The organism is Actinokineospora xionganensis (assembly GCF_014323725.1).
GTDB lineage: Bacteria > Actinomycetota > Actinomycetes > Mycobacteriales > Pseudonocardiaceae > Actinokineospora > Actinokineospora xionganensis.
Window position 1 is genome coordinate 468,181 of record NZ_JABVED010000002.1, and the last position, 24,610, is coordinate 492,790.

27 protein-coding genes are annotated in these 24,610 nt (G+C 69.6%); 13 read left to right on the forward strand and 14 right to left on the reverse strand.

Features of this window, described 5'->3' with window-relative positions; genetic code table 11:
• The first annotated feature begins 5 nt into the window (after positions 1-5).
• Positions 6-653: a TVP38/TMEM64 family protein gene (locus GPZ80_RS05835; RefSeq protein WP_187218781.1), complete on the forward strand. Its 648-nt coding sequence runs from the start codon at positions 6-8 to the stop codon at positions 651-653.
• Here GPZ80_RS05835 and GPZ80_RS05840 read toward each other — a convergent pair.
• From GPZ80_RS05840 to GPZ80_RS05865, 6 genes are all read right to left on the reverse strand, one after another.
• A complete protein-coding gene (locus GPZ80_RS05840; RefSeq protein ID WP_187218783.1) occupies positions 642-1,508 on the reverse strand; it encodes an alpha/beta fold hydrolase in 867 nt (288 codons plus the stop codon). The two genes, GPZ80_RS05835 and GPZ80_RS05840, sit on opposite strands and share 12 nt — an antisense overlap.
• Positions 1,505-1,876 (reverse strand): sterol carrier family protein, encoded by a 372-nt coding sequence (locus GPZ80_RS05845; RefSeq protein WP_187218784.1) that lies wholly within the window; start codon positions 1,874-1,876, stop codon positions 1,505-1,507. The genes GPZ80_RS05840 and GPZ80_RS05845 overlap by 4 nt, the downstream gene beginning before the upstream one ends.
• A 1-nt stretch (position 1,877) precedes the next feature.
• The gene (locus GPZ80_RS05850) at positions 1,878-2,687 is read right to left on the reverse strand and encodes an ESX secretion-associated protein EspG (RefSeq protein WP_187218786.1); all 810 of its coding nucleotides are present in this window, start codon (positions 2,685-2,687) and stop codon (positions 1,878-1,880) included.
• Entirely contained in the window at positions 2,687-3,940 is a 1,254-nt protein-coding gene (locus GPZ80_RS05855; protein WP_187218788.1) for a PPE domain-containing protein, read from the reverse strand. Before GPZ80_RS05855 ends, GPZ80_RS05850 begins: the two co-directional genes overlap by 1 nt.
• A gap of 89 nt (positions 3,941-4,029) precedes the next feature.
• Entirely contained in the window at positions 4,030-4,344 is a 315-nt protein-coding gene (locus GPZ80_RS05860) for a hypothetical protein (protein ID WP_187218790.1), read from the reverse strand.
• Between the two features lie 200 nt (positions 4,345-4,544).
• Positions 4,545-5,183 carry a DUF3558 family protein gene (locus GPZ80_RS05865; RefSeq protein WP_187218792.1) on the reverse strand — a complete coding sequence of 213 codons (639 nt, stop codon included), beginning with the start codon at positions 5,181-5,183 and terminating at the stop codon, positions 4,545-4,547.
• Between the two features lie 56 nt (positions 5,184-5,239).
• On the opposite strand from GPZ80_RS05865, the gene GPZ80_RS05870 reads away from it, so the two are divergent.
• Positions 5,240-5,794, forward strand: coding sequence for a type VII secretion system-associated protein (locus GPZ80_RS05870; protein WP_246476779.1), 555 nt, complete (start codon positions 5,240-5,242; stop codon positions 5,792-5,794).
• 20 nt (positions 5,795-5,814) lie between these two features.
• Here GPZ80_RS05870 and GPZ80_RS05875 read toward each other — a convergent pair whose 3' ends face one another.
• Positions 5,815-6,693 (reverse strand): sigma-70 family RNA polymerase sigma factor, encoded by an 879-nt coding sequence (locus GPZ80_RS05875; RefSeq protein ID WP_187218796.1) that lies wholly within the window; start codon positions 6,691-6,693, stop codon positions 5,815-5,817.
• Between the two features lie 79 nt (positions 6,694-6,772).
• Here GPZ80_RS05875 and GPZ80_RS05880 point away from each other — a divergent pair, with 79 nt between their 5' ends.
• Both GPZ80_RS05880 and GPZ80_RS05885 read left to right on the forward strand, forming a co-directional pair.
• Entirely contained in the window at positions 6,773-7,228 is a 456-nt protein-coding gene (locus GPZ80_RS05880) for a carboxymuconolactone decarboxylase family protein (protein WP_187218798.1), read from the forward strand.
• 41 nt (positions 7,229-7,269) lie between these two features.
• The gene (locus tag GPZ80_RS05885) at positions 7,270-7,671 is read left to right on the forward strand and encodes an SRPBCC family protein (protein WP_187218800.1); all 402 of its coding nucleotides are present in this window, start codon (positions 7,270-7,272) and stop codon (positions 7,669-7,671) included.
• A 3-nt stretch (positions 7,672-7,674) separates the two neighbouring features.
• On the opposite strand, the gene GPZ80_RS05890 is transcribed toward GPZ80_RS05885, so the two are convergent.
• Together GPZ80_RS05890 and GPZ80_RS05895 are read right to left on the reverse strand one after the other, a co-directional pair.
• Entirely contained in the window at positions 7,675-7,908 is a 234-nt protein-coding gene (locus tag GPZ80_RS05890) for a Rossmann-fold NAD(P)-binding domain-containing protein (protein WP_187218802.1), read from the reverse strand.
• Between the two features lie 18 nt (positions 7,909-7,926).
• Positions 7,927-10,023 (reverse strand): putative bifunctional diguanylate cyclase/phosphodiesterase, encoded by a 2,097-nt coding sequence (locus GPZ80_RS05895; protein ID WP_187218803.1) that lies wholly within the window; start codon positions 10,021-10,023, stop codon positions 7,927-7,929.
• Positions 10,024-10,303: 280 nt separating this feature from the next.
• Between GPZ80_RS05895 and GPZ80_RS05900 the strand changes: the two genes are divergently transcribed.
• From GPZ80_RS05900 to GPZ80_RS05925, 6 genes are all read left to right on the forward strand, one after another.
• The gene (locus GPZ80_RS05900; protein ID WP_187218806.1) at positions 10,304-11,092 is read left to right on the forward strand and encodes a lysozyme; all 789 of its coding nucleotides are present in this window, start codon (positions 10,304-10,306) and stop codon (positions 11,090-11,092) included.
• Positions 11,093-11,129: 37 nt separating this feature from the next.
• Positions 11,130-12,083, forward strand: coding sequence for a pentapeptide repeat-containing protein (locus tag GPZ80_RS05905; RefSeq protein WP_187218808.1), 954 nt, complete (start codon positions 11,130-11,132; stop codon positions 12,081-12,083).
• 77 nt (positions 12,084-12,160) lie between these two features.
• Positions 12,161-12,679, forward strand: coding sequence for a WXG100 family type VII secretion target (locus GPZ80_RS05910; RefSeq protein WP_187218810.1), 519 nt, complete (start codon positions 12,161-12,163; stop codon positions 12,677-12,679).
• 2 nt (positions 12,680-12,681) lie between these two features.
• Positions 12,682-13,488, forward strand: coding sequence for an ESX secretion-associated protein EspG (locus tag GPZ80_RS05915; RefSeq protein ID WP_187218812.1), 807 nt, complete (start codon positions 12,682-12,684; stop codon positions 13,486-13,488).
• A gap of 70 nt (positions 13,489-13,558) precedes the next feature.
• Entirely contained in the window at positions 13,559-14,938 is a 1,380-nt protein-coding gene (locus GPZ80_RS05920; protein ID WP_187218814.1) for a lipase family protein, read from the forward strand.
• A gap of 11 nt (positions 14,939-14,949) precedes the next feature.
• Positions 14,950-15,795: a hypothetical protein gene (locus GPZ80_RS05925; protein WP_187218815.1), complete on the forward strand. Its 846-nt coding sequence runs from the start codon at positions 14,950-14,952 to the stop codon at positions 15,793-15,795.
• A 38-nt stretch (positions 15,796-15,833) separates the two neighbouring features.
• On the opposite strand, the gene purL is transcribed toward GPZ80_RS05925, so the two are convergent.
• The 4 genes from purL to GPZ80_RS05945 form a co-directional block, all read right to left on the reverse strand.
• The gene (gene purL / locus GPZ80_RS05930; RefSeq protein WP_187218817.1) at positions 15,834-18,140 is read right to left on the reverse strand and encodes a phosphoribosylformylglycinamidine synthase subunit PurL; all 2,307 of its coding nucleotides are present in this window, start codon (positions 18,138-18,140) and stop codon (positions 15,834-15,836) included.
• Positions 18,137-18,808, reverse strand: coding sequence for a phosphoribosylformylglycinamidine synthase subunit PurQ (gene purQ, locus GPZ80_RS05935; RefSeq protein WP_187218820.1), 672 nt, complete (start codon positions 18,806-18,808; stop codon positions 18,137-18,139). Before purQ ends, purL begins: the two co-directional genes overlap by 4 nt.
• Positions 18,805-19,044 (reverse strand): phosphoribosylformylglycinamidine synthase subunit PurS, encoded by a 240-nt coding sequence (gene purS, locus GPZ80_RS05940; RefSeq protein WP_187218822.1) that lies wholly within the window; start codon positions 19,042-19,044, stop codon positions 18,805-18,807. Before purS ends, purQ begins: the two co-directional genes overlap by 4 nt.
• Positions 19,045-19,273: 229 nt before the next feature.
• Positions 19,274-19,807 carry a hypothetical protein gene (locus GPZ80_RS05945; RefSeq protein WP_187219036.1) on the reverse strand — a complete coding sequence of 178 codons (534 nt, stop codon included), beginning with the start codon at positions 19,805-19,807 and terminating at the stop codon, positions 19,274-19,276.
• Between the two features lie 69 nt (positions 19,808-19,876).
• Here GPZ80_RS05945 and GPZ80_RS05950 point away from each other — a divergent pair, with 69 nt between their 5' ends.
• Complete coding sequence (locus GPZ80_RS05950; RefSeq protein WP_312880139.1) at positions 19,877-20,719, forward strand: Rossmann-fold NAD(P)-binding domain-containing protein; 843 nt, start codon at positions 19,877-19,879, stop codon at positions 20,717-20,719.
• A 26-nt stretch (positions 20,720-20,745) separates the two neighbouring features.
• On the forward strand, positions 20,746-22,296 hold the full coding sequence (locus GPZ80_RS05955) for a GMC family oxidoreductase (protein ID WP_187218826.1): 1,551 nt from the start codon (positions 20,746-20,748) through the stop codon (positions 22,294-22,296).
• A gap of 111 nt (positions 22,297-22,407) precedes the next feature.
• Here the strand turns inward: GPZ80_RS05955 and GPZ80_RS05960 are convergent, their stop codons facing one another.
• Positions 22,408-23,880 (reverse strand): aldehyde dehydrogenase family protein, encoded by a 1,473-nt coding sequence (locus tag GPZ80_RS05960; RefSeq protein ID WP_187218828.1) that lies wholly within the window; start codon positions 23,878-23,880, stop codon positions 22,408-22,410.
• A gap of 70 nt (positions 23,881-23,950) precedes the next feature.
• Between GPZ80_RS05960 and GPZ80_RS05965 the strand changes: the two genes are divergently transcribed.
• On the forward strand, positions 23,951-24,592 hold the full coding sequence (locus tag GPZ80_RS05965) for an MBL fold metallo-hydrolase (protein ID WP_187218830.1): 642 nt from the start codon (positions 23,951-23,953) through the stop codon (positions 24,590-24,592).
• Positions 24,593-24,610: the final 18 nt, after the last annotated feature.

The window sequence follows — 24,610 nt, forward strand, 5'->3', positions numbered from 1 at the left end:
GTCCGGTGTCCGGACGAAAAACGCTGATCATCGCCCTCGTGGGCGTCGTCGCCTTGGTGGTGGCGGGGTCCCTGGCGCCGGCGCCCAGTCCGGCGGAAGTGCGCGGCTGGGCGGCCGCCGCCGGGTGGGCGACGCCGGTGGTGTTCCTGGCGGTGTACGCGGTCCTGACCGTGGTCCCGATCCCGCGCACCGTATTCAACCTCTCGGCGGGCCTCCTCCTCGGCGAGGCGCTGGGCGTCGCGGTGGCCATGCTCGCCACGGCACTGGCGGCGTGGACGGCGTTCCTGCTGGCCCGCGGGCTCGGCCGGAAGTGGCTGGAATCCCACCTGGAACGCGACGCCGTGCGCACGGTGAACGCCCGACTCAGCGGCGGCGGGATCGCCGGGATGATCTCGCTGCGGCTCATCCCGATGATCCCGTTCGCCCCGGTGAACTACTGCTGCGGCATCTCGACGATCCGGCTGGGCCCGTTCCTGGCGGGCACGGTGATCGGCAGCCTCCCCGGCACCATCGCCGTGGTGATCCTGGGCGACGCCCTCACGGGCACGACACCGCCCGCCCTGCTGGCCGTGTACGCCGGGTTGGCGCTCGTCGGTGGCGCGGGGCTGTACGCGGCCCTACGCAAACAAGGCGTCGTCGCGTCAGCGGACTGAGGAGAGGAACCCGCCGACCAGAGCGGTGAAGGTCGACGGGTCGTCCACCCAGGGGAAGTGGCTTGCGGCAGGCAGCACCGCTGGCTCGGCGTTGCGGAAAAGATCGACAAGTGCCCGCACGGCAGCAGGCGTCGGCGCCGGATCCAACGCACCCGCGATGACCAAGACTGGTGCCGTCACAGCGAGAAGTGAATTCCGGACGGCGGCTGTGTCAGGCTCGAATCCCGCGTAGAACCCCTCGGCCGCGGCGCGACCGCGCTGCTCCGGCTCGGCTGCGGCATGGGCTTGCGTGACCGCGTTCCACTGCCCGTAGGCGAACGGCGCCGCGGCCATCCGCAGCGGCATGATCTCGGCGGGGCCGCGCCCCTCGGCGGCAGCCCGCTGCCAGGCGTCCATCGCGGATCGGGCGGTGCGGAACCACGGCTCGGCCGACCTGGCCTCGATCGCTTCCTCGAATCCGACCGTGTCAAGTCCGACCGCGCGGAGACCGGGCGTGACCAGCACGAGCCGGTCCAGCCGGTGTGGGAAGCGGGCCGCGTAGAGGGTGGCGATGTTGCCGCCCGCCGAGTGGCCAAGGAGGTTCATCCGCTCAAGCCCGAGGTGCGCCCGCAACGCCTCGACATCTTCGACCAGACGATCGCAGCGGTATGCCGACGGGTCGGCGGAATCCGCCGAGTCCCCGGTTCCGCGGTGGTCCAGGACCACTAGTTCATGGCTGTCGGTCAGGCCGCCCAGATCACCGAGATAGGACGAGGCCCGACCGGGCCCGCCGGGCACGCACACGAGCACCGGTCCGTCCCCACGTCGGTGATACGCGAGTTTGGTGCCGTCTGCGGCGGTGAACAGGGTGCTCATTCGATGCTGAGCAGCGGGAGCAGGGCCGACAGGTCGGCGCGGGCGCCGGAGGCGGTGACCCGGCCGGTCGACAGCGCCTCGGACCAGGACAGGGTGCCGGTGGCGAGGGCCAGCCAGGTGCTCGCGTCGGTCTCGATCACGTTGGGTGGGGTCCCGCGGGTGTGCCGTGGGCCTTCGACGCACTGCACGGCTGCGAACGGGGGTACCCGCACCTCGACGCTGCGGCCCGGAGCGATGTCCTCCAGGGTGCGCAGGCTCAGCCGGACGGCGGCCGCGAGGACCGGCCGGGGCGGCTGGTCGCCCGCGTCCCGCCAAGCCCGCACCGCGGTGCGGAGCTCGGCGGGATCGACGCGTTCGCGGCCCGGCAACTCAGGACTCGGTCGCCCGCATCGCCTCGGCCAGCATCTCGTCCACCAGGTGCACGAGCTTGCGGGTGTCGGCGGGCGAGATGGTGGTCCAAAAATTGCCGTCGGGGGACGCCTTGCGGACCTGCACGTAGCGGCCGTCGGTGGTGTCGAAGAACGACACGACCCGGGCGGCACGCTGGCGACGCCCGAGGCGGTCGCGGACGGCCGCGCCGAAGTTCCCGGTGCCCTGGACGTCGCCGATCATCGTGGCGAGGGCCCGGGCGTCGTCCGTGCGGACGCCGCGGCCGAGCAGGGCCGCCTCGAAGCTCTTCTGGGTGCCGTCGGTGGCCTTGGCGGCGGCCTCGAAGTCGTCGGTCCGCAGCGTGACGGACTGGCCGGGGCCGCCCTGCCAGTTCGGCAGAACGGCGACCGCGGCGGACGCCAGTGACTCCGGGGAGATGCGGCTCAGGGTGATCTGGTCCTCCCGCAGCACGGCCAGCGCCGCGTTCGGACCCGCCACACCGGTCATCAGCCGCACACCGCGCCCGGCCCACGCCCGGCCGTCGACCTCGCGGTCGGGGCGGGCGATGATGCCGAACAGGTGCTCGATCTCCGGGTGCGGGTCGACCTTGCGGCCCAGGCCCCGGGCGTCGAGATCAGCCCAGACGCGCTCCTCGATGGCGGCGCGTTCCTCGTAGGTCTTGCCTGGGGACGGCACCTTGACGATCAGCGGCATGGTGCCGGGCGACAGGTGCTCCCACAGGACGTCGAATTCGAGGGCGGAGAGCGAGACGGGCTCGCTCTCCACCTCCATCATGGCTCCGAACGGCATCACTGCTCGCTGGTCTCGCCGATGACGGTCGGGGCGACCATCCGGTCGTCACCGAACACGTCCTCGGTTTCCACGAGGTAGTTCGCCAACTCGTACTCTTCGTCTTCCTCGCCCTGGGCTCCACGGGCGCCACCCATGCCGCCGCCCATGCCCATGCCCTTGCCCGCGGCGCCGCCGCGGCCACCGGCAGGCCCACCAGGACCGGCTTGGCCGAAGCCACCGGCACCCGCCATGCCGCCCTTGCCCGCCTGACCCGCCTGGCGCGAGGCGTCGCCCGCCTGGCCCATACCGCCCTGGCCGAGGCCGCCCTTGCCGCCCGCGCCGCCAGTGGACTTGCCCGCGCCCGGGTTGTTCGTGGCGTTCGACGAGGACGGGTTGTTCTTGATCGGCGGCTGGCCGCCGAAGTTCAGGTTGTTCGGGTTGTTGGCGCCGCCAGGGATGAGCTGGTTCGGCGCGGGCGGGCCGCCCGGGGTGACCGTCGGCGGGATGTAGCCGTTGGGCGTGGTGGCCGTGGGCGGGACGTAGCCGTTGGGCACCGTCGGCGTGCCGGAGGGGGGACCCACGTAGTGGCCGCCACTGGTGCCGGAAGGCTGGACGTAGCCGCTGCCGGTGCCGGGCGCACCCGAGTAACCGGACGGGGAGGTGTAGTTGCCGCTGGCGTTGTTGCCCGAGTAGTTCGGGTTGAAGTTGCCGACAGCCGAACCCGGCGTCCGCGCGGGCTCCGGCGTGGAGACGACCACGTCCGGCGGCGGGACGAAGGTGCCCAGCGTGTTGCGGTTGAACTCGCTGCTGTTCTGGTACGAGTCCATCGTGTCGACGGCCTTCTGCGAAGCCCGGTCCTGCTCGGCTTCCTGGGCCTCGTGGTCGATCGCCTGCCCGGCGACGGCCGCGGCGGGACCGGCGTTGCCGGTCAGCAGCGCGGCGCCCGCGGCGACCTTCGCCCAGCCCGAGGGGGCGGGCGTGGTGACCTCGACCGGCTCGGGCATCTCGGCCCGGGCGCGGGAGATCATGTCGGCCTGGTACTCGGTGGACGACTTCATCATGTTCGTGCCGGACTGCGCGTCGGTCGCCCAGGCCTGCAACGGGGTCAGACCGGCGGTGGCGCTCTCGCCCGCCGCGCCTTCCCAGGCCGCGCCGAGCTCGCCGAGCTTGCGGTTGAGATCGGCGTCGATCTCGGCCAGCTCGGTGGTCAGCGCTTCCCAGTACGTGGTCTGCGGAGTGGACGCGGCCGCACCCGGGCCACTGTTGATCATCGTGTGCAGCGTGGGGTGGTCATACCCTTGCCACCGGTGCATCACCATAGGAATCACCCTCAGGTCGTCAAGCGAAAGTCTGCGGCCTATTAGCCGTTGTCGTACTTGCCCCAGCGGGCCGTGTTGTCGCCCTCGACCAGCATGTAGGCGTCATAGGACCGCTGAAGCGCGTCGCAAGCGGCCGTGAGCTGCTTCTCGTAGCCGGTGAGGCAGGCCAGAGCGGATGCCGCGTCCCCACCATTGGTTCGCTCGGCGAACTGCTGCGCGGTCTCACTGCTGACCGGGTCTTCCGCCCACTCCCGAATCTGGAGAGACTGCAGCGCGGCGAGTTTCTCTCCGACGCGGTCCTTTGCGTCACGGAACGCGGCCAGAGCCGCCGGGATCGAGGCAGGCTCGACCTTCAACGTCTGCGTACCTGAATAGCTGGGTCCCACAGGTGCGGATGAACCCCCGCCGCCATCGGCTAGAAACACCGTTCGACTCCCTCAGTCCTGTGCTCTTGCAACGAACTGTATCTGTGATGTACGACGTCGCGGAACGGTTCCACGATATTGGGTGATCTCGTGACTAATTCTTGAGACACCCCACCCCTGCGAGCATGACGCTAGCTCGCGAGGACGACCTTCATGCCCGCTTCGGCGATTTTCGCCACCTTGGTGCACAGCTCAGCGTGTGGGGTGACCGGCTGGCGGTCCGGGTTGGTCACAGTGAGTTGGAATTGCATCATCTGGCCGTCCTTGGTGTCGACCACGGTGAAACACGCGATCCCGCCCGCCTTGCCCTCGACGACAGCGGCTGGGTAACCCGCGATCTTTGTCGGAACGACGTTCCCTACGACGGAACTCGTGTAAGAGGCGAAGCCTTCAGTGACCACAGCGTCGACCGACAGGATCAAATTGGCCTTGTCGCCCACGATCGTGCAGGTCAGCGATCCCGGGAAGGGCGCCGACTTGCCTTCGCGACCCTGGGTGCGCTGGTCGATGCCGAAATCGGCGGGCTTGAGGCCGTTCGCCACGTCGCACGGCTTGATCGCCGACAGGTCCTTGTCCGCGGGACGGTCCACCTTGGGCGGTGTTGTCGTCTTCTTCGTCGGGCTCGGCTTGTCCGTCGTAGTCTCCGTGGACTCGCTGGTCCGCGGCGAGCCGGTCTGCGGCGCGGGCGTCGGCTCAGAGCAGGCCGTCAGCGCGAGTGCGGCGAAGGCGGTGACAGCGGTGACGGCCAGGCGTGCTGCGTTGGTCCCCATGACCGCAAAGTACCGAAGGGTGACCAGCGGTGACTCGGGAACCTACGATGAGCCGCATGGAGGAGCCGGAGATCACCCTCGACATGCGTGCGGGCGCGCGGGCGAACCCGAACAGCTGGCTGTACGTGATCGACCCGGCGTTCGGCCACGACGAGGACGTACCGCCGTGGGGTGTGGTCGGGGCATACCCGGTCGACGACCGCGGCGAGATCGGTGAGACGTTCCGCCCGAACGCCGACTACCGGCCCTCACCCGCCGCGCTGCGGATGCCGGTGCCGTCGAACCCGCTGGAGAAGATGCTCCAGCTGATCAAGACCCGCCACCGCGAGCAGCGCGAGCTGCTGCCCGCGGTGCTGGACGCGACCCTGCTCCTCTATTCGGCTTCGGCGGAGGACGAGGGCGTGACCGGGTTCCCGAACCACGACGGCCGGGTGATGGTCCCGGCCTGCACCTCCGCCGCCCACGTCCCGGCGAACTGGCCGGGGTGGCGCGAGGTGCGCGGCCGTGACCTGGCCGGGCTGCTCTACGGGCACCCGCTCGTGCTGAACCCGATCGGCCCGATCACCGCCCTGGTCCCCGCGGCCGACCTCGCCCAAGCGGTGAACTGGTAGCCACCGGGGCAGGCCATCACTCAGCCGATCACGATTCCGAACTCGCCGATCCGCTCCGGGTCGGCGGTGATCTCGATGCCGACGATCTTTCCGTCGGCGACGGTGAAGCCGAAGACGACGCGCGGCGTGCCGCCCGGCGCCCACACGGCCGCGGGCGCGCCGTCGACCAGCGCTGGCTGAGCGGCCTGGGCGCGGCCGAGGAACGAACCCGCCACCGCCGAGACGCCGCGGACCTCGCTCGCCAGGGCGGGCGCGCCGGGGCTGGCCGCCGCCGAGTTGACGGCCGTCTTGTCGGCGCGGAGCACGACGTCCGGGTCGAGCAGGGGCAGCAATGCGTCGAAGTCGCCGCCGCGGGAGGCCGCCAGGAAGGCGTCGACGATCTCTCGGCGGCACGGGAGGTCGGCATCGGTCACGGGATCGGCGCCGCGGACACGGCGGCGGGCGCGGCTGGCCAGCTGCCGGGTGGCGGCGGGGGTGCGGCCGACGATCTCGGCGATCTCGTCGAACGGGACGGCGAACAGGTCGTGCAGGACGAAGGCGAGGCGTTCGGCGGGCGCGAGTGTCTGCAGGACCACCAGGAGCGCGGGGCCGACCGAGTCCGCGAGCAGCGCTTCACGCGCGGGGTCGTCGCCCGCGACGGGTTCGGGCACGTCCTCGCCGAGTTCCTCGCGGCGGGACTTGCGGGTGCGCAGCATGTCGAGGCAGACCCGGGCGACGACGGTCGTGAGCCAACCGCCCAGGTTGTCGAGCTCGTCCGTGTCGGCGCGGGTGAGCCGGAACCAGGCCTCCTGCACGGCGTCGTCGGCCTCGGTGGTCGACCCGAGGACCCGGAACGCGACCGCCCGCAGGTGCGCCCGGTTGTCCTCGAATCGCTGTGCGAGCTGGTCGTTCTTGTCCATCGGTCACATTCCTTCGTCGCGTTGCGTCATGCCATTGACGTTCGAAACACGGTCAATGTGACGAAGTGAGGAACCAGCCATGCAGGCACGGATGAGCAACCCCGTCATGATCATGCCCGACGCGATGAAGGCGATCCTGGCGCTCGACAAGGCGGTCAAGAAGAGCACCGTCCCGCACACGACCCTTGGGTTGGTGCACCTCCGGGTGAGCCAGATCAACGGGTGCGGCGTCTGCGTCGACGGCGGGGCGCGCCACGCCAAGAAGGCGGGCGAGACCGACGAGCGCCTGTTCACCGTGTCGGCTTGGCGGGAGGCGCCGTACTTCACCGACGCGGAGCGGGCGGCGCTGGCGCTGGCCGAGTCGGTCACCCGGATCAGCGACAGCATGGAGCCGGTCCCGGACGCGATCTGGAACGAGGCCGCCCGCCACTACGACGAGCAGGCCCTCGCCGCGCTGCTGCTGTCGATCGCGACCACCAACGTCTGGAACCGCATCAATGTCGCCACTCGACAGCCCGCCACCGGCGGCTGGTAAATCACGGGCGGGAGCGGTGGGCGTCGGCCACACTGGACGGCATGATCGGACAGACGAAGGACGCTGGCTGGCAGATCGGCGTGTCCAGGACGCTCGCGCACCCGATTGACAAGGTGTGGGACCTCATCGCGGGCCGGGCGGGCCTGGACCTCTGGCTGGGCCCGGACGTAGAACTCAAGCCGGAGAAGGGTTTCCGGTACGAGACGGCCACCGGCATCACCGGCGAGGTCCGCAGTTTCCATGAACACGACCGGATCCGGCTCACCTGGCGGCCCGCGGACTGGGACCACGACAGCACCGTCCAGGTCGCCATGGCGGCCGCGGGCGACCGGACGAAGCTGACCTTCCACCAGGAGTGGTTGACCGGCGCCGAGGAGCGGGAGCGTCAGCGCGCGTACTGGCAGGGAGTCATGGACAACGTCGTCGACGCCCTCGGAAGCTGAGCCCTACCAAGGGATCGGCCCGTGGCGGTCGTGGTAGCCGCCGGTCGGGCCGTCCGGTCCCGCGGTCGCCATCGCGATGATGGACTCGACGCCCTCGGCCACCGTCTGCGTTCCGCTGTGCCCGTTGATATCCGTCGCGGTGTAGCCGGGGTCGACGGCGTTGACCCGCATGCCGGGCAGCGCTTTCGCGTACTGCGGCGTCACCGCGTCCAACGCGCTGGACCTGCTGCGGGTCATCGGGATCCAGCGGATGTCTCAGGACTCGAGCCAGCGCTCGATCTCCTCGGGCGGGCCGGGCTTGGCGAACAGCCAGCCCTGAGCGGTGTCGCAGCCGATCAGACGCAGCCGCTCGGCCTGCTCCGGGTCCTCGACGCCCTCGGCGACCACGTCGTGGCCCAGCGCGTGCGCCAGTTCGACAAGGGTCGACACGATGCGCGCGTCGGCCTCGTCGGCGTCCGGCGCGGCGCGCAGCCCCTCCATGAAGCGGCCTGCGAGCTTGATCGAGTGCACGGGGAGATGCCGCAGGTAGGCCAGGTTCGAGTAGCCGGTGCCGAAGTCGTCGATGGCGATCCGCACACCCATGTCCGACAGGGCGCGCAGGGCTTCCAGTGGGACCCCGGTGGTGGCCATGATGGCCGATTCGGTCAGCTCCAACTGGATGCTTGACGGCGGAAGCTCGGCGGCCCGCAGAATGGTGGCGATGTCGTCGACGAGGTTGGGTTCCACGGTCTGCCGGGCGGCAAGGTTGACACTGACCCACGGCGCCTCGTCCCCGTAGCTGTCCCGCCAGCGCCGGGCCTGCCTGGTGGCCTCGCGCAGGACCCAACGGCCCAGCGGCACGATCAGCCCGGTTTCCTCGGCCAGGCTGATGAACTGGTCGGGCCCCAGCCTGCCGAACTCCGGATGTGCCCACCGCACAAGGGCTTCGACACCGACCAGCTTGGTGTCGGAGAGCCGGACGATCGGCTGGTAGTCCACATAGAACTCTTCGCTCTCCACCGCCGCGGGCATCCGGGCGGCGAGGGTGAACCGGGCGACCTCGCGCGCGTTGCGCTCGGAGTTGTAGCCCGCCCAACGGTTCTTGCCGTCCGCCTTGGCCCAGTACAGCGTGACGTCGGCGTCGCGCATGGTCTCGGCGGGAGTCGTGCCCGCGACGGGCCGCTCGACCAGGCCGATGCTGGCCGACACCGACAGCCGGTGGCCGCCGATTCGTACCGGCACGGCGAACGCCGCGAGGATCTGTTCGGCCAGCGCGATGACCTCGTCGATGCTCTCGCAGTGCTCGATCAGCACCACGAACTCGTCGCCGCCCATCCGCGCCACCAGCCGGTCGGGGCCGGAGACCAGGCCTTCGAGCCGGATCGCCACCGCCGCCAGCAACTCGTCGCCGATGTCGTGGCCGAGGCTGTCGTTGATGACTTTGAAGCCGTCGAGGTCGAGGTAGCAGATGCCGACGCGGTGGTCGCCGCCCTTGGCGAAGGCGGCGTTGAGCCGCTCGGTGAACAGCGCCCGGTTGCCCAGCCCGGTCAAGGGGTCGTGGTTGGCCTGGTGTCGCAGGCGCTGTTCGAGCAGGTGCCGTTCGGTGATGTCCTCCAGCATGCCGACGACGAACTGCGGCGCCCCGGCCTCGTCGCGCACGAGCGTCACCGACAGGTCAGTCCACAGTGGACTTCCGTCGGACTTGCGCAGCATCCGTTCCATCCGGTAGCTGTCACGCCGCCCGGTCAGCAGCTCCTTGAGCGGCCTGCGCATCGCGGAGGGCTCATCGGGGTAGCGCAGGTCGTCGACGTGCATTCCCGGCATCTTTTCGACCGGGTAGTCGAACATGCGGGCGCACGCGGAGTTGACCTCGACCAGCGTGCCGTTGGAGTCGGTGATCGCGATGCCGACGGCGGTCTGGGTGAACATCGCCTTGAACCGGGCCTCACTGGCCAGCAGTGCGGTCTCGGCGCCGCGGCGCGCGTCCATCACGGCTTGGCGGATCTCCTCCTGGTCGCGGAAGATCCGCTGCTGCATGGCGGCGGTGAAGCCCGCGGCGAACGCCGACAGCAGCGCGGGCAGCAGGTGCACGCGGTCCTTGTCGACCATGTGCGCCAGCCGCTCACCGATGAGCTGCAAGGAACACGCGAGAGTCCGCGGCGAAGTGAGACCTAGATCGACCAGGGCGGCGCCGACAGCGGCGGCCGGGGACGGGTCGAACCGGTCGCGGCCGAGCGCCGCGAGCAGAGATTGGGTGTGGCGGCCGACGTGCACGACGAGGTCGCCGCAGTTCAACGCCACATAGCCCGTCGCGGCCAGCGCGGTCGCCCACAGCTCCGCGAATGCGTCGCGCTCGCCCGGTGCGCAGTCCACCCATCACCCCTTGCTCGCTAGACGCACAGTTTCCCCTGTTCAACGCCAGGTAGCCACCCCGGACAGCGGTGTTCACCTGACGCGATCGGGCAACTACCACTAGGAGTAGGTCTTCGATCGCTCCTGACCTTGTTCCGCGGTGATTACTGAGGCCATCCGGGTAATGGTGAATCATTCACCTGGAGCCATGACAAGTGGGTAGTTGTTGGATCACACTGCCGAGACACGGTGATCACGTGCCGGTGACCACCGCGTGAGGGCGACTCGGAAGGACATCCACATGACCCCCACCCTGCGCGGCCTGTTAGCCGCATTGTCGACATTTCTGCTCGCCGCCGGCTTGGCCACCCCCGTCAGCGCCACACCACCCGACAACCGCGATCACCCGATGGGCTCACAGATCCGCAAACACGAAGGAGTGCACGGCAAACCCACGGACCTGGGCACCATGGCCGTGGTGGCCGGGATCGACGTGTCCAGCTGGCAGGGCAATGTCGACTGGAACTACTGGTGGAACCAGGGAAAGCGCTTCGCCTACGTGAAGGCGACCGAGGGGACGGGCTACCGGAACCCGTACTTCGCCCAGCAGTACAACGGCTCCTACAACGTGGGCATGATCCGCGGCGCCTACCACTTCGCCCTGCCGGACAGGTCGAGCGGCGCGACCCAGGCCGGGTACTTCGCGTCCAACGGCGGCGGCTGGTCGCGCGACGGGAAGACGCTGCCCGGGGTGGTCGACCTTGAGTACAACCCCTATGGCGCCACTTGCTACGGCAAGACGCAAGCGGGGATGGCCGCGTGGATCCGGGACTTCGGCAACACCTACCGGTCCCGCACCGGGCGTGACGTGGTCATCTACACGTCGACCAGTTGGTGGTCGCAGTGCGTGGGCACCGCGCAAGCGTTTGCCAGCACGAATCCACTGTGGGTTGCGCGCTACAACACCACCGTGGGGACCTTGCCGTACAACTGGGGTTACTGGACGTTCTGGCAGTACACGGACTCGCCGATCGACCAGAACTACTTCAACGGCGCGTACGACCGTTTGCGGGCACTCGCACTGGGCTGACCACGGACCCGCCACCGGGAAGCTAAGTTGTCGCGCGATGAACAGCACCGTGTTCGTAGTCGCGGGCCTCAGCGCCCTGGTGGCGGGTCTCGCCGCCTTCGCCCTGTCCCGCTTCGCCGCGCGCCGGGGGAAGACGGGCTTGCCGCTCGTCGGCACGGTCCTTGTCGCGGCGGGCTTGCTGGCCCTGGTCACGGGCTGGCTGCTGACCGGCGCCAATCCCGACCGAGGTGAGGCGCTGAAGACCGGCGGCTTGGCCGCGGGCTCGGTCGTGGCGCTCTACGCGCTGTGGCTCAACGACCGCAAGCGCCAGGTCGAGGAAGAGCGGCAGGTGATCGAGCGCAGCAGGCAGGAACTCGAACTCGCGCGCGCGGACCACGACCGCGAACGCGTGGCCGACGAACGGTTCGCGCGCGCGGTCGAGTTGTTGGGCAACGAAGCCGACCAGGTGCGCGTCGGCGCGCTGCACGCGCTCAGCGGCCTGGCCCGCAACCGGCCGTACTACACGCAGACCGTGCTCGACGTCGCGTGCTCGTACCTGCGGATGCCCTTCGACCGCACGGGACCGATCGACATGCGGGAAAGCCAGGTGCGCCTGACCGCGCAGCGGGTGATCGAAGACCTGCTGCCGAGGCGGGGAACAGCCGAGCCCGCGCGCTACAACCTCGACTTGACCGGCGCCGACCTGGAGTACTTCGACATCTCCGAACGAGTTGTCGGGACCCTGGTGCTGCGCTGGGCCAACCTGTACAACTCCAACTCGATGTGGGGTTCGGAGATGCTCGGCAGCGTCTGGTTCACCGGTGCGGTTAGCCATGGGATCCTGCACGCCCACCACATGGTCTTCCACCGCAAGGCCTGGTTCTCCGGGTTCCGGGCGCGTGGACCGGTGGACATGACCGCCACGGAGTTCCGCGGCCCCACGAAATTCCACGGCGCCCGGTTCCACGAGTGGCTGCGCTTCGGCGCCGAACACGAGCCCGTCGAGGCGTAGGGGAACCGGGAAGGCCGCGCCACCGTCTACACGTCTCGTAAGGTTCGGTGACGACCCGGCACCCTGGGGGTAGCGGCATGGCGTTCTACGGGGACCCCGACGAGCTCGACCGGCTCGCGGGGCAGATCGAGCGGCGGGCGGACGAGGTCCGCGCACACGGCGAGGACATGGACAAGAAAGCCGTGGCCATGCGGTGGAAGTCCATCGCCGCCGACCGCTGCCGGGAGACCGTCGCGGGCGACCGCAAGTCCCTGGACGGCACCGCAGGCAAGCTCGACGAGGCCGCCGCCGTGCTGCGTCAGCACGCCCAGGAGGTCCGGGAGCTCATCGCGGCCATCAAGCGGATCGCCGAATCGGTGGTCAACTGGTTCAACAGCGCCATCGACCGGTTCAACAAGGCCGTCGAGAGCTTCAAGAACATGGTCAACGACATGGTCGACACGGTGACCGGCGTGTTCGGCGGGGGCGGCGACGCCCCGCAGCCGCCGCGGCCGCCGTGGGAGGGCTGGCGCTACCAGCCCGACAACCTGCCGCCCGCGGGTGACAAGCAGTGGCTCGAGGTCGGCAAGTTCATGCAGGCGCAGGGGGTCGCGTGACCATGGCAGCGACTGTCGCGCCGCACCGGCTCACGCTGACCGCCGGGGAGTACGCCTTCCTGGTGGCCAAGCTGGGCCTGAGCCTGCCCCCCGAGTGGGAACCCGCCCCCGACATCGCCACCGATGGTGAGACGCTCGTCGGAAAGGGCGTCCTCACCGGGTCGGGCGACCTGGTGAAGGTCCACCCGTCGGTCGAGTCGAACCTGCGGGTGCTCGCCGGACCGAAGATCATGTTCGACACCACCGCGACGGCGGGCAGCCGTGGTTCGCGCAGCCTGCACGCGCTGGCCGGGCCGGTCGGCGCGTCGCTGTTCCTGCTGCCCGACGGCGGCGTGGAGCTGTCGATGTTCGCCGCGGTCGACCTGGGCCGTGAGCTGGTCCGGGCCGTGCCCGCCGAGGTGTCCGAGGGGATCGGGTCCGCCTTGGACGACCCGCAAGAGGCAGAGCCGCTGCGCGGTTCCGTCCCCCTGATCGCCCTGCACGAACTGGGCGTCGCCGACCTGCTGCGCGAAGGCGACCCGGAAGCGCCCGCGTACGTCCTGGCGGAGTTGAAGCTGCCCGAGGCGGAGGCCAAGTTCGCCACCGAGGTCGTCCGCCGCGCCGACGGCATCCTGCGCTGCCTGGTCACCGCCCTCATCGACGACGGCGTCCACACCGCGCAGGTGACGTGGCTGCACACCGACGCGGGCTGGGTGGGCGTCGCGCCCTCGGCGACCGGGTCGGAACGAAAGCTCGTGGACCTCACGCCGGTCGCACGGGAAGACCTCGGGGTCTGGCTGACTCCGTTCGTGGCGGAGGCGTTGTCATGAGCGAGCTTGCGAGCGAATCAATGTCACGGTGTCTTCGCGAGTGGAGCCACCGAACTTGTGAGGTGGCCGCATGAGTGAGACCGGACCGGGCGTCAGCAACATCAGCGTCACCGGCGGAGCGGGCGGCTCCGACGCCTTCTACGAGGACCTCGCCGCCATGGGCGACCTCACCGACGACGTGGCGGGCTCGACCCTGACGATCGCCATGACCAGCCACAAGTACCTGGCCGACCCGGACGTGCTGGCCTCCGGCATCCTCAACCCGGGCGGCCTGGTCAAGTTCGAGGCCACGATGCTGGGCGCGCTCGACGGCCCCAGCGGCCTCACCGCCACCTCGGCGGCCATCGGCGTGCGCGGGCTGACGCTGCAGGCGACGAACCAGGCCTACCAGTTCGTCGACGACCTGAACGCCAAAGCCCTGGAAGCAGGCCGCTGGCTGGCGGGCGCGGCGGTCGCCATCAACCCGGCCCTCGGCGCCGCGGGCCTCGCCGCCATCGCGACGGACGTCTACCTGAACTACGACGGCGACTGGCAGAAGTGGCTGGTCGAGCACCCCGGCATGATCGACACGATCCTGGGCATGTCCCCCGGCGCGCTCAGCGCCCTCGGTCTGCCAACGGACTTGGCTACGCTGACGGAGTTCTTGGCGGCGGCCTACCCCGACGGCGACCCGAAGCTGATCGATCAGGGCATGGACCTCGATCCGCGCACCGCCACGCCGCCGCAGAACCTCGGCGACCTGATGGACGGGCTCGACTACCGCAATGCCCAGAACAGCGACAAGCCCAACGAGGGCAGCAATATCGACGTGCGGGCCATCAAGGACGCCAACGGGAACATCACCGGCTACGTGGTCGACATCCCAGGCACCAAGGTGTGGAACGCCCCGTTCATGGACGACAAGAACAACGCCAATGACTTCGGCACGAACATCGACGGCATCGCGGGCAACGAAACCGTGCTCCAAGAAGGCATCGAGCAGGCGTTGCGCGACGCCGGAGTGCCCAAGGACGCGCCAGTCATGCTCGTCGGCCACAGCCAGGGCGGGATCGTGGCCGCACGGGCGGCGAACGATTTCGTCAACAACGGCACGTACAACGTCACCCACGTCGTGACCGCGGGCTCGCCGGTCGGCAACATCCCGATCCCCGATAGCGTCCAGATGCTGTCGCTGGAGAACAACGGCGATGTCGTGCCGCACCTGGACGCGCGGGAGAACCCGGATGCCGACAACCGCACCACGGTGAAGTTCGATAACCAGACCAACACCGCGGGCGGCAACCACGCCATCAGCGGCCCGGACGGTCAGGACGGCAACTACGAGGCCGCGGCCCGCCAGATCGACAGCGGAAACGATCCGTCCGTCCGCCGATTCGTCGACAGCGCGGGAGCATTCCTGAACGGCGAAAGCGCCGACTCGCACCAGTACAAAGTGGAGCGCCAGCCTTGAGGAACGCCGTCGTGATTGCGGCACTTGTCGCACTGACCAGTGCCGGGTGCGCGGAATCCAAGCCCGCCACCGTGTCCGAGGACTTCAAGGCCGCGGTGAACAGCATGCTGTCGAAGGTGGGCGGGAGTTCAACACCGACGTTCGACGCCCTCACCTGCGGCAGCATCCTGGACGCGCCCGGCGACGAACAGGTCGCGATGTGGGGCGACGCGCAGGTTCCCGAAGGATCGGCGGACACGTTGCGTTCGGCGGGGATCGCGGCAGGCTGGCAGCCACAGCAGGCCAAGGGATTCGATCTGTTTCTTATCGGGCCGAACAACATCAGCTTCGCGCTCCGCGGGTCGAAAGTCCGGGCAGAGCAAGCGAAGTGCTCCATCTCCGGTCGGCACCAGGAGCTGTCGGTCGATGTCCGGCCAGAGCTGACGCCCAGTCAGGCCGCAGCGATGTCCGCCGAGTTCGGTCCGGCCGTGGTCGCGGCCCGGGCGATTCACCAGGTCATCGGGAAACCGTTGAACACAAAGGAATTCCCGACGTCCGGCAAGGTCACCGACGCTCCCGAGCTGTCTCTTTCAACGTGCGGCGAGAAGAACGGTCCGCGTGGCGCGCGATGGTATGGGTCTGCCGAGCACGAGCTTGACGCCTCCATCGACCCTGCGACCCTGAAGCGGAAGATCATCGATGGCCTGCCGTCCGGTCTCACCGTGGACGAACGGCCCGGTCAGCCCGGGTACTTCCAGGCGACCACGCCCGACGCGGGTCTCACCGTGTCGATCAGTCCCAAGAAGCAGCAGGACGGCTCTCGGGTGGTCCAGTTCAAACTCACCGCTTCCGCGGACTGCACACCGGTGACCGGCTGAGAACGGCCGGGTCGCGGATCGCGACCCGGCCGTTGTGCTCAGCCGAACAGGGCGGGAAGGGTGCCCTCCCAGGCGGTGCGCAGTTCCTCCAGCGGGAACGTCGCCACGTCCTGGATTTCCAGTGCCTCCGACTCCGGGTCGACGACGCCGGTGCGGCGGCAAGGCAGGCCTCGCGCGGCGCACATCTCGGTGAAGCGGAGTTCCTCCGAGCGGGGGACGGCCACGAGGACGCGGCCCGCCGACTCGCTGAAGAGCTGGACGAACGGGTCCTGGTCCGGGTCGAGGAAGACCCGGGCGCCGACTTCGCCGATGAGGCACGTCTCGACCAGGGTCTGGACGAGGCCGCCGTCGGACAGGTCGTGCGCGGCCGAGATCATGCCGTCGCGGGAGCCCGCCACGAGGATCTCGCCGATGAGCTTCTCGCGGGCCAGGTCGACCTTCGGCGGCACGCCGCCGAGGTGACCGTGGACCACGTGCGCCCACTCGGAGCCGCCGAACTCGTCGCGGGTGTCGCCCAGCAGGAGCAGGGTTTCGCCCGCCTCCGCGCCGATGCCGGTGGGGATGCGGCGGCGGACGTCGTCGATGACACCGAGGACGCCGACGACCGGGGTCGGCAGGATCGCCGTGCTGCCGGTCTGGTTGTAGAAGCTGACGTTGCCGCCGGTGACCGGGATGCCCAGTTCCTTGCAGCCCTCGGCCAGGCCGCGCACGGCCTGCTCGAACTGCCACATCACGCCCGGGTCCTCGGGGGAGCCGAAGTTGAGGCAGTTCGTCACCGCGAGCGGCGTGGCGCCGGAGACGGCCACGTTGCGGTACGCCTCGGCCAGCGCGAGCTGGGTGCCGGTGTACGGGTCGAGCTTGACGAACCGCGCGTTGCAGTCGGTCGCCAGGGCGACGCCGCGGCCGGTCTCCTCGTCGATGCGGATCATGCCGGAGTCGGAAGGCTGCGCGAGAACGGTGCCACCGCGGACATAGCGGTCGTACTGCTCGGTGACCCACCGGCGCGACGCCAGGTTCGGCGACGCGATCATCCGCAGCACCTCGGCCCGCAGTTCGTCCGCAGTGGACGGACGAGCCAGCTTCTCGGCGCCGTCGGCGATCAGGGCGTCCTGGTCGGCGGGGCGGGCGATCGGGCGCTCGTACATCGGGCCCTCGTGCGCGACGGTGCGCGGCGGCACGTCGACGACGACCTCACCCTGCCAGGTGATGACCAGCCGGTCTCCTTCGGTGACCTCGCCGATCTCAGTCGCGATGACGTCCCACTTCTCGCAGACGCGCATGAAGGCGTCCACATCGGACGGCTTGACCACCGCACACATCCGCTCCTGCGACTCGCTGGAGAGGATCTCGGCCGGGGTCATTCCCGTGGCACGCAAGGGAACCCGGTCGAGTTCGACGTGCATGCCGCCGTCACCGGCGCTGGCCAGCTCGCTCGTCGCGCAGGACAGGCCCGCGCCGCCGAGGTCCTGGATGCCGACGACGATGCCCTCGCGGAACAGCTCGAGGCAGCACTCGATGAGCACCTTCTCGGTGAACGGGTCGCCCACCTGCACGGCGGGCAGCTTCTTGCGTGCCGAAGACCTGCTCGCAGGGTCAAGCGTCTCGTCAGTGCGGCTCTCGTCGCCGGAAAAACTCTCGCTCGCCAGGACCGAGACGCCGCCGATGCCGTCGAGGCCGGTGCGCGCGCCGAAGAGGATGACCTTGTTGCCGGTGCCCGAGGCGTGCGCGAGATGGAGGTCTTCCGACCGCATCGCACCGACGCACAGCGCGTTTACCAGCGGGTTGCCCTGGTAGGACGAGTCGAAGACGACCTCGCCGCCGATGTTGGGCAGGCCCAGGCAGTTGCCGTAGCCGCCGATGCCCGCGACGACACCGGGCAGCACACGCTTGGTGTCGGGGTGATCAGCCGCGCCGAAACGTAGCGGGTCCATCACCGCGAGCGGGCGGGCGCCCATGGCCATGATGTCGCGGACGATACCGCCGACACCGGTCGCGGCGCCCTGGTAGGGCTCCACGTACGACGGGTGGTTGTGCGACTCCAGCTTGAACGTGACCGCCCAGCCGTCGCCGATGTCCACGACACCGGCGTTCTCGCCGATGCCCGCCAGCATCTTCGCCTTCATCTCCGGCGTCGTGTTGGCCGACCAGTGCTTCCAGTGCACCTTGGACGACTTGTACGAGCAGTGCTCGCTCCACATCACCGAGTACATGGCGAGCTCGGCGTCGGTGGGACGGCGGCCGAGGATCTCGCGGATGCGAGTGTACTCGTCGTCCTTGAGGCCCAGTTCGCGGAACGGCTGCGCCTGCTCCGGCGTCGCCGCGGCGTGTTCGACCGAGTCGATCATGCGGTCACCACCGAGTCGAGGAGGGACAGGAACAGGCCCAGGCCGTCGTCGCTGGGTCCGGTGAGCGCGTCGATGGCGTGCTCGGGGTGCGGCATCAGGCCGACGATGCGACCGGTCGGGTCGCTGATGCCCGCGATGTCGTCGAGCGAGCCGTTGGGGTTGGTGCCGACGTAGCGGAACACCACGCGGCCCTCACCCTCCAGTTCGTCCACAGTGGACTTGCTCGCGGTGAAACGGCCGTCCATGTTCTTGACCGGGATGATGATCTCGGCGTCCTTCTCGAACCGGGTCGTCCAGGCGGTGGTGTTGTTCTCCACCTTGAGCCACTGGTCCCGGCAGACGAAGTGCAGACCGGCGTTGCGCAGCAGCGCGCCCGGCAGCAGCCCGGCCTCGCAGAGGACCTGGAAGCCGTTGCAGATGCCGAGGACGGGCATCCCCTTGTGTGCGGCGTCGATGATGACGTCCATGACCGGCGCGAACCGGGCGATCGCGCCGGCGCGCAGGTAGTCGCCGTAGGAGAACCCGCCGGGCAGGATCACCGCGTCGACGCCACGCAGGTCGGCGTCGCCGTGCCACAGGGCGACGGCGTCAGCGCCCGCCGCCTCGATGGCCCGGATGGTGTCGCTGTCGTCCAGCGTTCCCGGGAAGGTGACGGCCCCGATTTTCACGAGTCCACCCGCCGGACGACGAAGTCCTCGACCACGGGGTTGGACAGAAAGCCTTCAGCGATCTTGGCGAGCGTTTCGTCGTCGACGGAGTCGTCGACTTCCAGCTCGAAATGCTTTCCCTGGCGGACATCGGACACACCTTCGAATCCCAGGCGCGGCAGCGCGCGCGCCACGGCTTGCCCCTGGGGGTCGAGGATCTCCGGCTTGGGCATGACATCGACGACGACTCGGGCCACGGCGGGCTACTCCTGAGTTCGAGCGGGCCGGTACTGCCGCAGCCTACCTGAGCTGCGAGTTCACCTGTCGTTCGCGGGTTCCCGGGTGACCTGGGCCACTGATCGCGACCCAGTGAACCCGGTGGACTGGGGTTGCAGCCTTGGCCAACATGGTCTCAGCTCTGGCCCGTAAGCCAGGGAAGTGAGCCCAGCCCACGTCCGGACGGTCGGCGGCTGGGCTTCGCGCTTGCTAGGGATGCTCGACCATGAAGACGTCGCTGACGATCGGCTTCATCCGCCGACGCCAGTCCCCGCCCGCGCCGTATGCCCACGCCACGGCATCTGCGATCCACAGCAACTCCTCCTGCTGACCGCGGAGGTGTTCGTACACGAGCATGAGTCCCGCGCCAGGCTTGCCAAGCACCGCGCGCAGGGTGGCCACGTCGATCCGATCCCGCTCATCGCTGCTGTCGAGCACCACACGCAGAGCCCGAATATCCAGCAAGTGCTCGGTTAGCCGCACGAGACAGGCCTGCCGGGCGACCTCGTGTCCTTCCGAATGGTCAGCGATGTACACCCAGCAGCGGATTCCGGCTGCGGCCGGCTTCGAAAGCACCTGAAGTGCGGCTCCGCTCACCCAGGACAGATCGACTCCCGCCGCGCCCGGCTGGATCGCTGGAACAGGTGTTCGCCCTGGGCGAGAACGGTGGCAGCGGTCGGCGAGTGCGGCAATGGTGGGCCCATGCGACTCCTTGTTCTCGGTGGTACCCGATTCCTCAGCCATGCCGTCGCCGCGGAGGGTGTGCGACGGGGGTTCGACGTGGTGTGCGCGGCGAGAGGTGAGTCGGGTCGGGTGCCGGGGGGCGCGCAGCTGGTCAAGGTGGACCGGGACGCCGAAGACGGTCTCGACGCGCTGAGCGGCGACTTCGACGCCGTGGTCGACGTGGCCCGGCTCTCCTACTCCTGGGTGCGGCGCGCGGTCGACACGCTCGGCGGTCGGGCGGGACACTGGACGTTCGTCTCGTCCATCAGCGCCTACGCCGACCACAGCACCGTCAGCGACGAACTGCTTCCGCCGCGCGAGGAAGACGATGTCCAGGAGCTCTACGGCAACATCAAGGTCGCGAGCGAGAACGCCGTCCTCGCCGCCATCCCCGACGCCTTCATCCTGCGTTCCGGCTTGATCACCGGCCCCGGCGACGGCAGTGACCGCTTTGGCTACTGGCCCGCCCGGATGGCGCGCGGCGGCCGGGTCGCGGTGCCCGAGGTGGACCAGCCGATGAGCTATGTGGACACCCGGGACTTGGCCATGTGGATCGTCGACGCCGCGGTGAACGGGCTCAAGGGGACGTTCGACGGCAACGGTCCCGCCGTTCCGCTGGGCGAGTTGCTGCGCGGGATCGCGGACGCGGTCGGCACCGAGGTCGAGTTGGTGCCGGTGCCGGAGCCGGTCCTCGTCGAGCAGAAGATCGCACCGTGGTCCGGCCCGCGGTCGCTGCCGCTGTGGCTTCCGGAGGACTTCCGGTTGATGGGCGCCCGCGACGCCGGACCGGCGCTGGCCGCGGGGCTGACCCCTAGGCCGCTCGCCGACGCCGTGGCCGGGGCCCTGGCGCACGAGCGCGCCCTGGGCTTGGACCGCGAGCGCAAGGCTGGGCTCACCCCCGAAGAAGAAACCGATTTGCTGGCTGCGCTCTAGGCCGTCGATCGGGCAAGCTCCATTACATGGAGTCGTTCGATTACATCGTGGTCGGTGCGGGCAGTGCGGGTTGCGTCCTCGCGGGGAGGTTGACCGAGGACCCGAACGTGCGGGTCCTGCTGCTGGAGGCGGGCGGGGCGGACGACGCCGACGAGATCAGGATCCCGGCGGCGTTCTCCACCCTGTTCAAGACCCGGTGGGACTGGAACTACGAGACCGTCGAGCAGAAGCACATGGGCGGCCGGACGGCGTACTGGCCGCGGATGAAGGCGCTCGGGGGCTGTTCCTCGATGAACGCCATGATCTACATCCGCGGCAACCGCGCCGACTACGACACCTGGCGTGACCAGCACGGCGCCGTCGGCTGGGGCTACGACGACGTGCTCCCGTACTTCGTGAAGGCCGAGCGGAACTCCCGCCTCGACGGTCCGCTGCACGGCCGGACCGGTCCCCTGCACGTCGAGGACCGCCGCTTCACCCACGAGCTCAGCGCCGCGTGGGTGGAGGCGTCGGGCCTCAAGCCGAACGACGACTTCAACGGCGCCGAGCAGGAGGGCGCCGGGCTCTACCAGGTCACCTGTCACCGTGGCCGCCGCTGGTCGACCGCCGACGCCTACCTGCGCCCGGCCATGACCCGCCCGAACCTGGTCGTGCGCACGCGCGCGTTCACGACCCGGGTCCTCCTGGACGGGACGCGGGCGACCGGGGTTGAGTACGAACACTTGGGCGCCACCCACACCGTCAGCGCCTCGCGGGAAGTCCTGCTGTCGGGAGGCGCGATCAACTCGCCGCAGCTGCTCATGCTGTCCGGGATCGGCCCCGCCGATCATCTGCGGGACCTCGGCATCGACGTGGCGGTGCCGTTGGCGGGCGTCGGCGGCAACCTGCACGATCACCCGGCGGCGCCGGTCATCTGGACCACCAAGGGCACCACCGACCTCGCCGACTTCTCCACGCCACGGCGGCTGATCCAGTGGCAGACGACCGGCCGCGGCCCCCTGACGTCGAACATCGGCGAAGCGGGCGGCTTCGTCCGCACCCGCGACGGCCTCGATGCCCCCGACATGCAGTTCCACGTGGCGCCGACGATGTTCTACGACAACGGCCTGCGCGAACCGACCGCGCCCGGCTTCACCACGGCCGCGACCCTGGTCGCCCCGCACAGCCGCGGCACGCTGCGCCTGCGGTCGGCCGACCCGCACTGGCGCCCGCTGATCGACCCGGCGTACTACGCCGAGGCCGCGGACATGGACGCGATCGTCGCGGGCTGCCGCACGCTGATCGCCATCGCCGAGCAGTCCGGCCTGAGCCAGTACCTGGACAAGCCGTTCATCCCGAAGACCGACGACCTGGCCGAGAGCGCCCGTCAGTGGACGCAGACCCTCTACCACCCGGTCGGCACCTGCTCGATGGGCGAGGACGACCTGTCCGTCGTCGACCCCCACCTTCGCGTCCGCGGCGTCGACAACTTGCGCGTGGTGGACGCGTCGGTGATGCCGGTGATCCCACGCGGCAACACCAACGCGCCCACGATCATGATCGCGGAGAAGGCGGCCGACCTGATCAAAGCCGGGTGAACAACCCCCACCCGCCCTGGGGGGCTGCCCTACGCCAGTCTACCGGCCGCGGGCGACGGATGATCTTGATGGCGGGCCGTCTGTGGATAACCGCACGGGCTGTGGATAACGTCAGCGGCGCTTGCCGTGCAGCAGGGTGATCAGCTTCGCCACCTGGGCGTCGACCTTCGGGCCGCGGGCGAAGCTGGTCAGGGTCAGCGGGGCGCGGAAGCGCTGGCGGGTGATGGCCTTGGGCTTGCCGAACTCGCGCAGGCCCTCGGGGCCGTGGATGCGGCCGAAGCCGGAGTCGCCGCTGCCGCCGAACGGCAGGGACGGGACGCCGGCGAAGCTGATCACGGAGTTCACCGCGACCATGCCCGAGCGCAGCCGCCTGGCCAGTTCCATTCCCCGCTTCTTCGAGAACACCGAGCCGCCGAGGCCGTAGGTCGTGTCGTTGGCCTTGGCGATGGCCTCGTCCATGTCCCGCACCTTGGCGATCGTCATGGTCGGGCCGAAGGTCTCCTCGCGGACCGCGGGCGAGTCCTCCGGGACGTCCACCAGCACCGTCGGCTGCACGTAGCGATCGCCGACCTCGCCGCCGACCAGGGCGCGGCCGCCGCGGGAGACGGCGTCGGCGATGTGGCGGCGGATGATGTCGAGCTGGCTGGGCATGGTGATCGGGCCGATGTTCGCGTCGGCGTCGAAGCCGGGGCGGACGGTCTTGGCCTTCTCGACGACCTTCGCGACGAACGCGTCGTAGACCTGCTCGTGGACATAGACCCGCTCGATGCCGGTGCAGGTCTGGCCCGCGTTGGAGAAGCCGCCCCAGACCGCTCCGTCGGCGGCCAGGTCGAGGTCGGCGTCGGCGTCGACGATGAGGGCGTCCTTGCCGCCCGCCTCGATCAGCACCGGGGTCAGCGTCTCGGCGCAGGCGGCCATGATCTTCTTGCCGGTGCCCGGGGACCCGGTGAACGCGATCTTGGCGACGCCCGACCGGCACAGGGCCGCGCCGGTCTCGCCGTACCCGGTGACCACCTGGAACACGGGGTGCTCCGGCACGACCTCGGCGAAGCTGTCGGCGAGCCAGCGGCCCACGCCCGGGGTGTACTCACTGGGCTTGAAGACCACCGCGTTGCCCGCCGCCATCGCGTACGCGATAGAGCCCATCGGGGTGAAGACCGGGTAGTTCCACGGCCCGATCACGCCGACCACGCCCAGCGGCTGGTACTCGACGGTCGAGGCCTGGTTGGCCATCAGCAGCCCGGACGACCGCCGGTGCGGACCAAGCACCTTGCGCGCGTGCTTCGCCGCCCACGCGGTGTGATCGATCGCGAGGATGATCTCCAGCATCGCGTCCGCGTGCGGCTTGCCCGTCTCGGCGTGCACGACGCCCGCGAGCTGCGCGGCCCGTCGGGTGAGCACGCCCTTCCACCGCTGCAGTCGCTCCGCGCGACCCGAGAACCCGAGGTCCGCCCACCAGACAGCCGCCGTCCGCGCCCGGTCGACCGCCGCCTGGACTTCCTCCGCGGAGTGGATCGGATGGCTGCCGACGACCTCGTCTGTCGCCGGATTGAGCGAGTCGAACTTCGTCTGAATGGTGGTCATGCCACAAAACGTACCCGTCAGTAGTACCCAGGAGCGAGAGAAAAGCGGCCAAAACACCTAGGGTTGCCGCGTGAAGATCACGCACTTCGGCCACTCCTGCGTCCTGGTGGAGACCGGCTCCGCCCGTCTCCTGCTCGACCCGGGGACCTGGTCGGACGGGTTCGAGGACGTGCGTGACCTCGACGCCGTCCTCATCACCCACGTGCACGGCGACCACCTCGACACCGACCGCATCGGGCCGCTGATGGCGGCCAACCCGCATGCCGAACTGATCGTCGACCCGGATACCGCCGCCGAGGTCGAGAAGCTCGGGCTGCCCGCCAGGACGGTCCGCCAAGGCGACACCTTCAAGGTGGCTGGCGCGACGGTCGACGCCGTCGGCGGCGCGCACGCGGTGATCCACCCCGAGATCCCCGCGCCCGCCAACCTGGGCTACGTGGTCGACGACGGCGCGTTTTACCACCCCGGCGACTCGCTGTTCGTGCCCGCGCAGAAGATCGACATCCTGGCCCTGCCCTCGGGCGCGCCTTGGATGAAGCTGGCGGAGACCGTGGAGTACTTCCGGGCCGTCGCTCCCCGGGTCGCGGTGCCGGTGCATGAGCGCTGGTTAGCCCAGGGCGGCATCGACTCGACCTTCCACCGGTTCGCCACGATGCACCCGACGGGCACGCACGTGCACTTCCCTGTCGTGGCCGAGTCGGCCGAGCTTTGATGGACCGCCTGGCGCAAT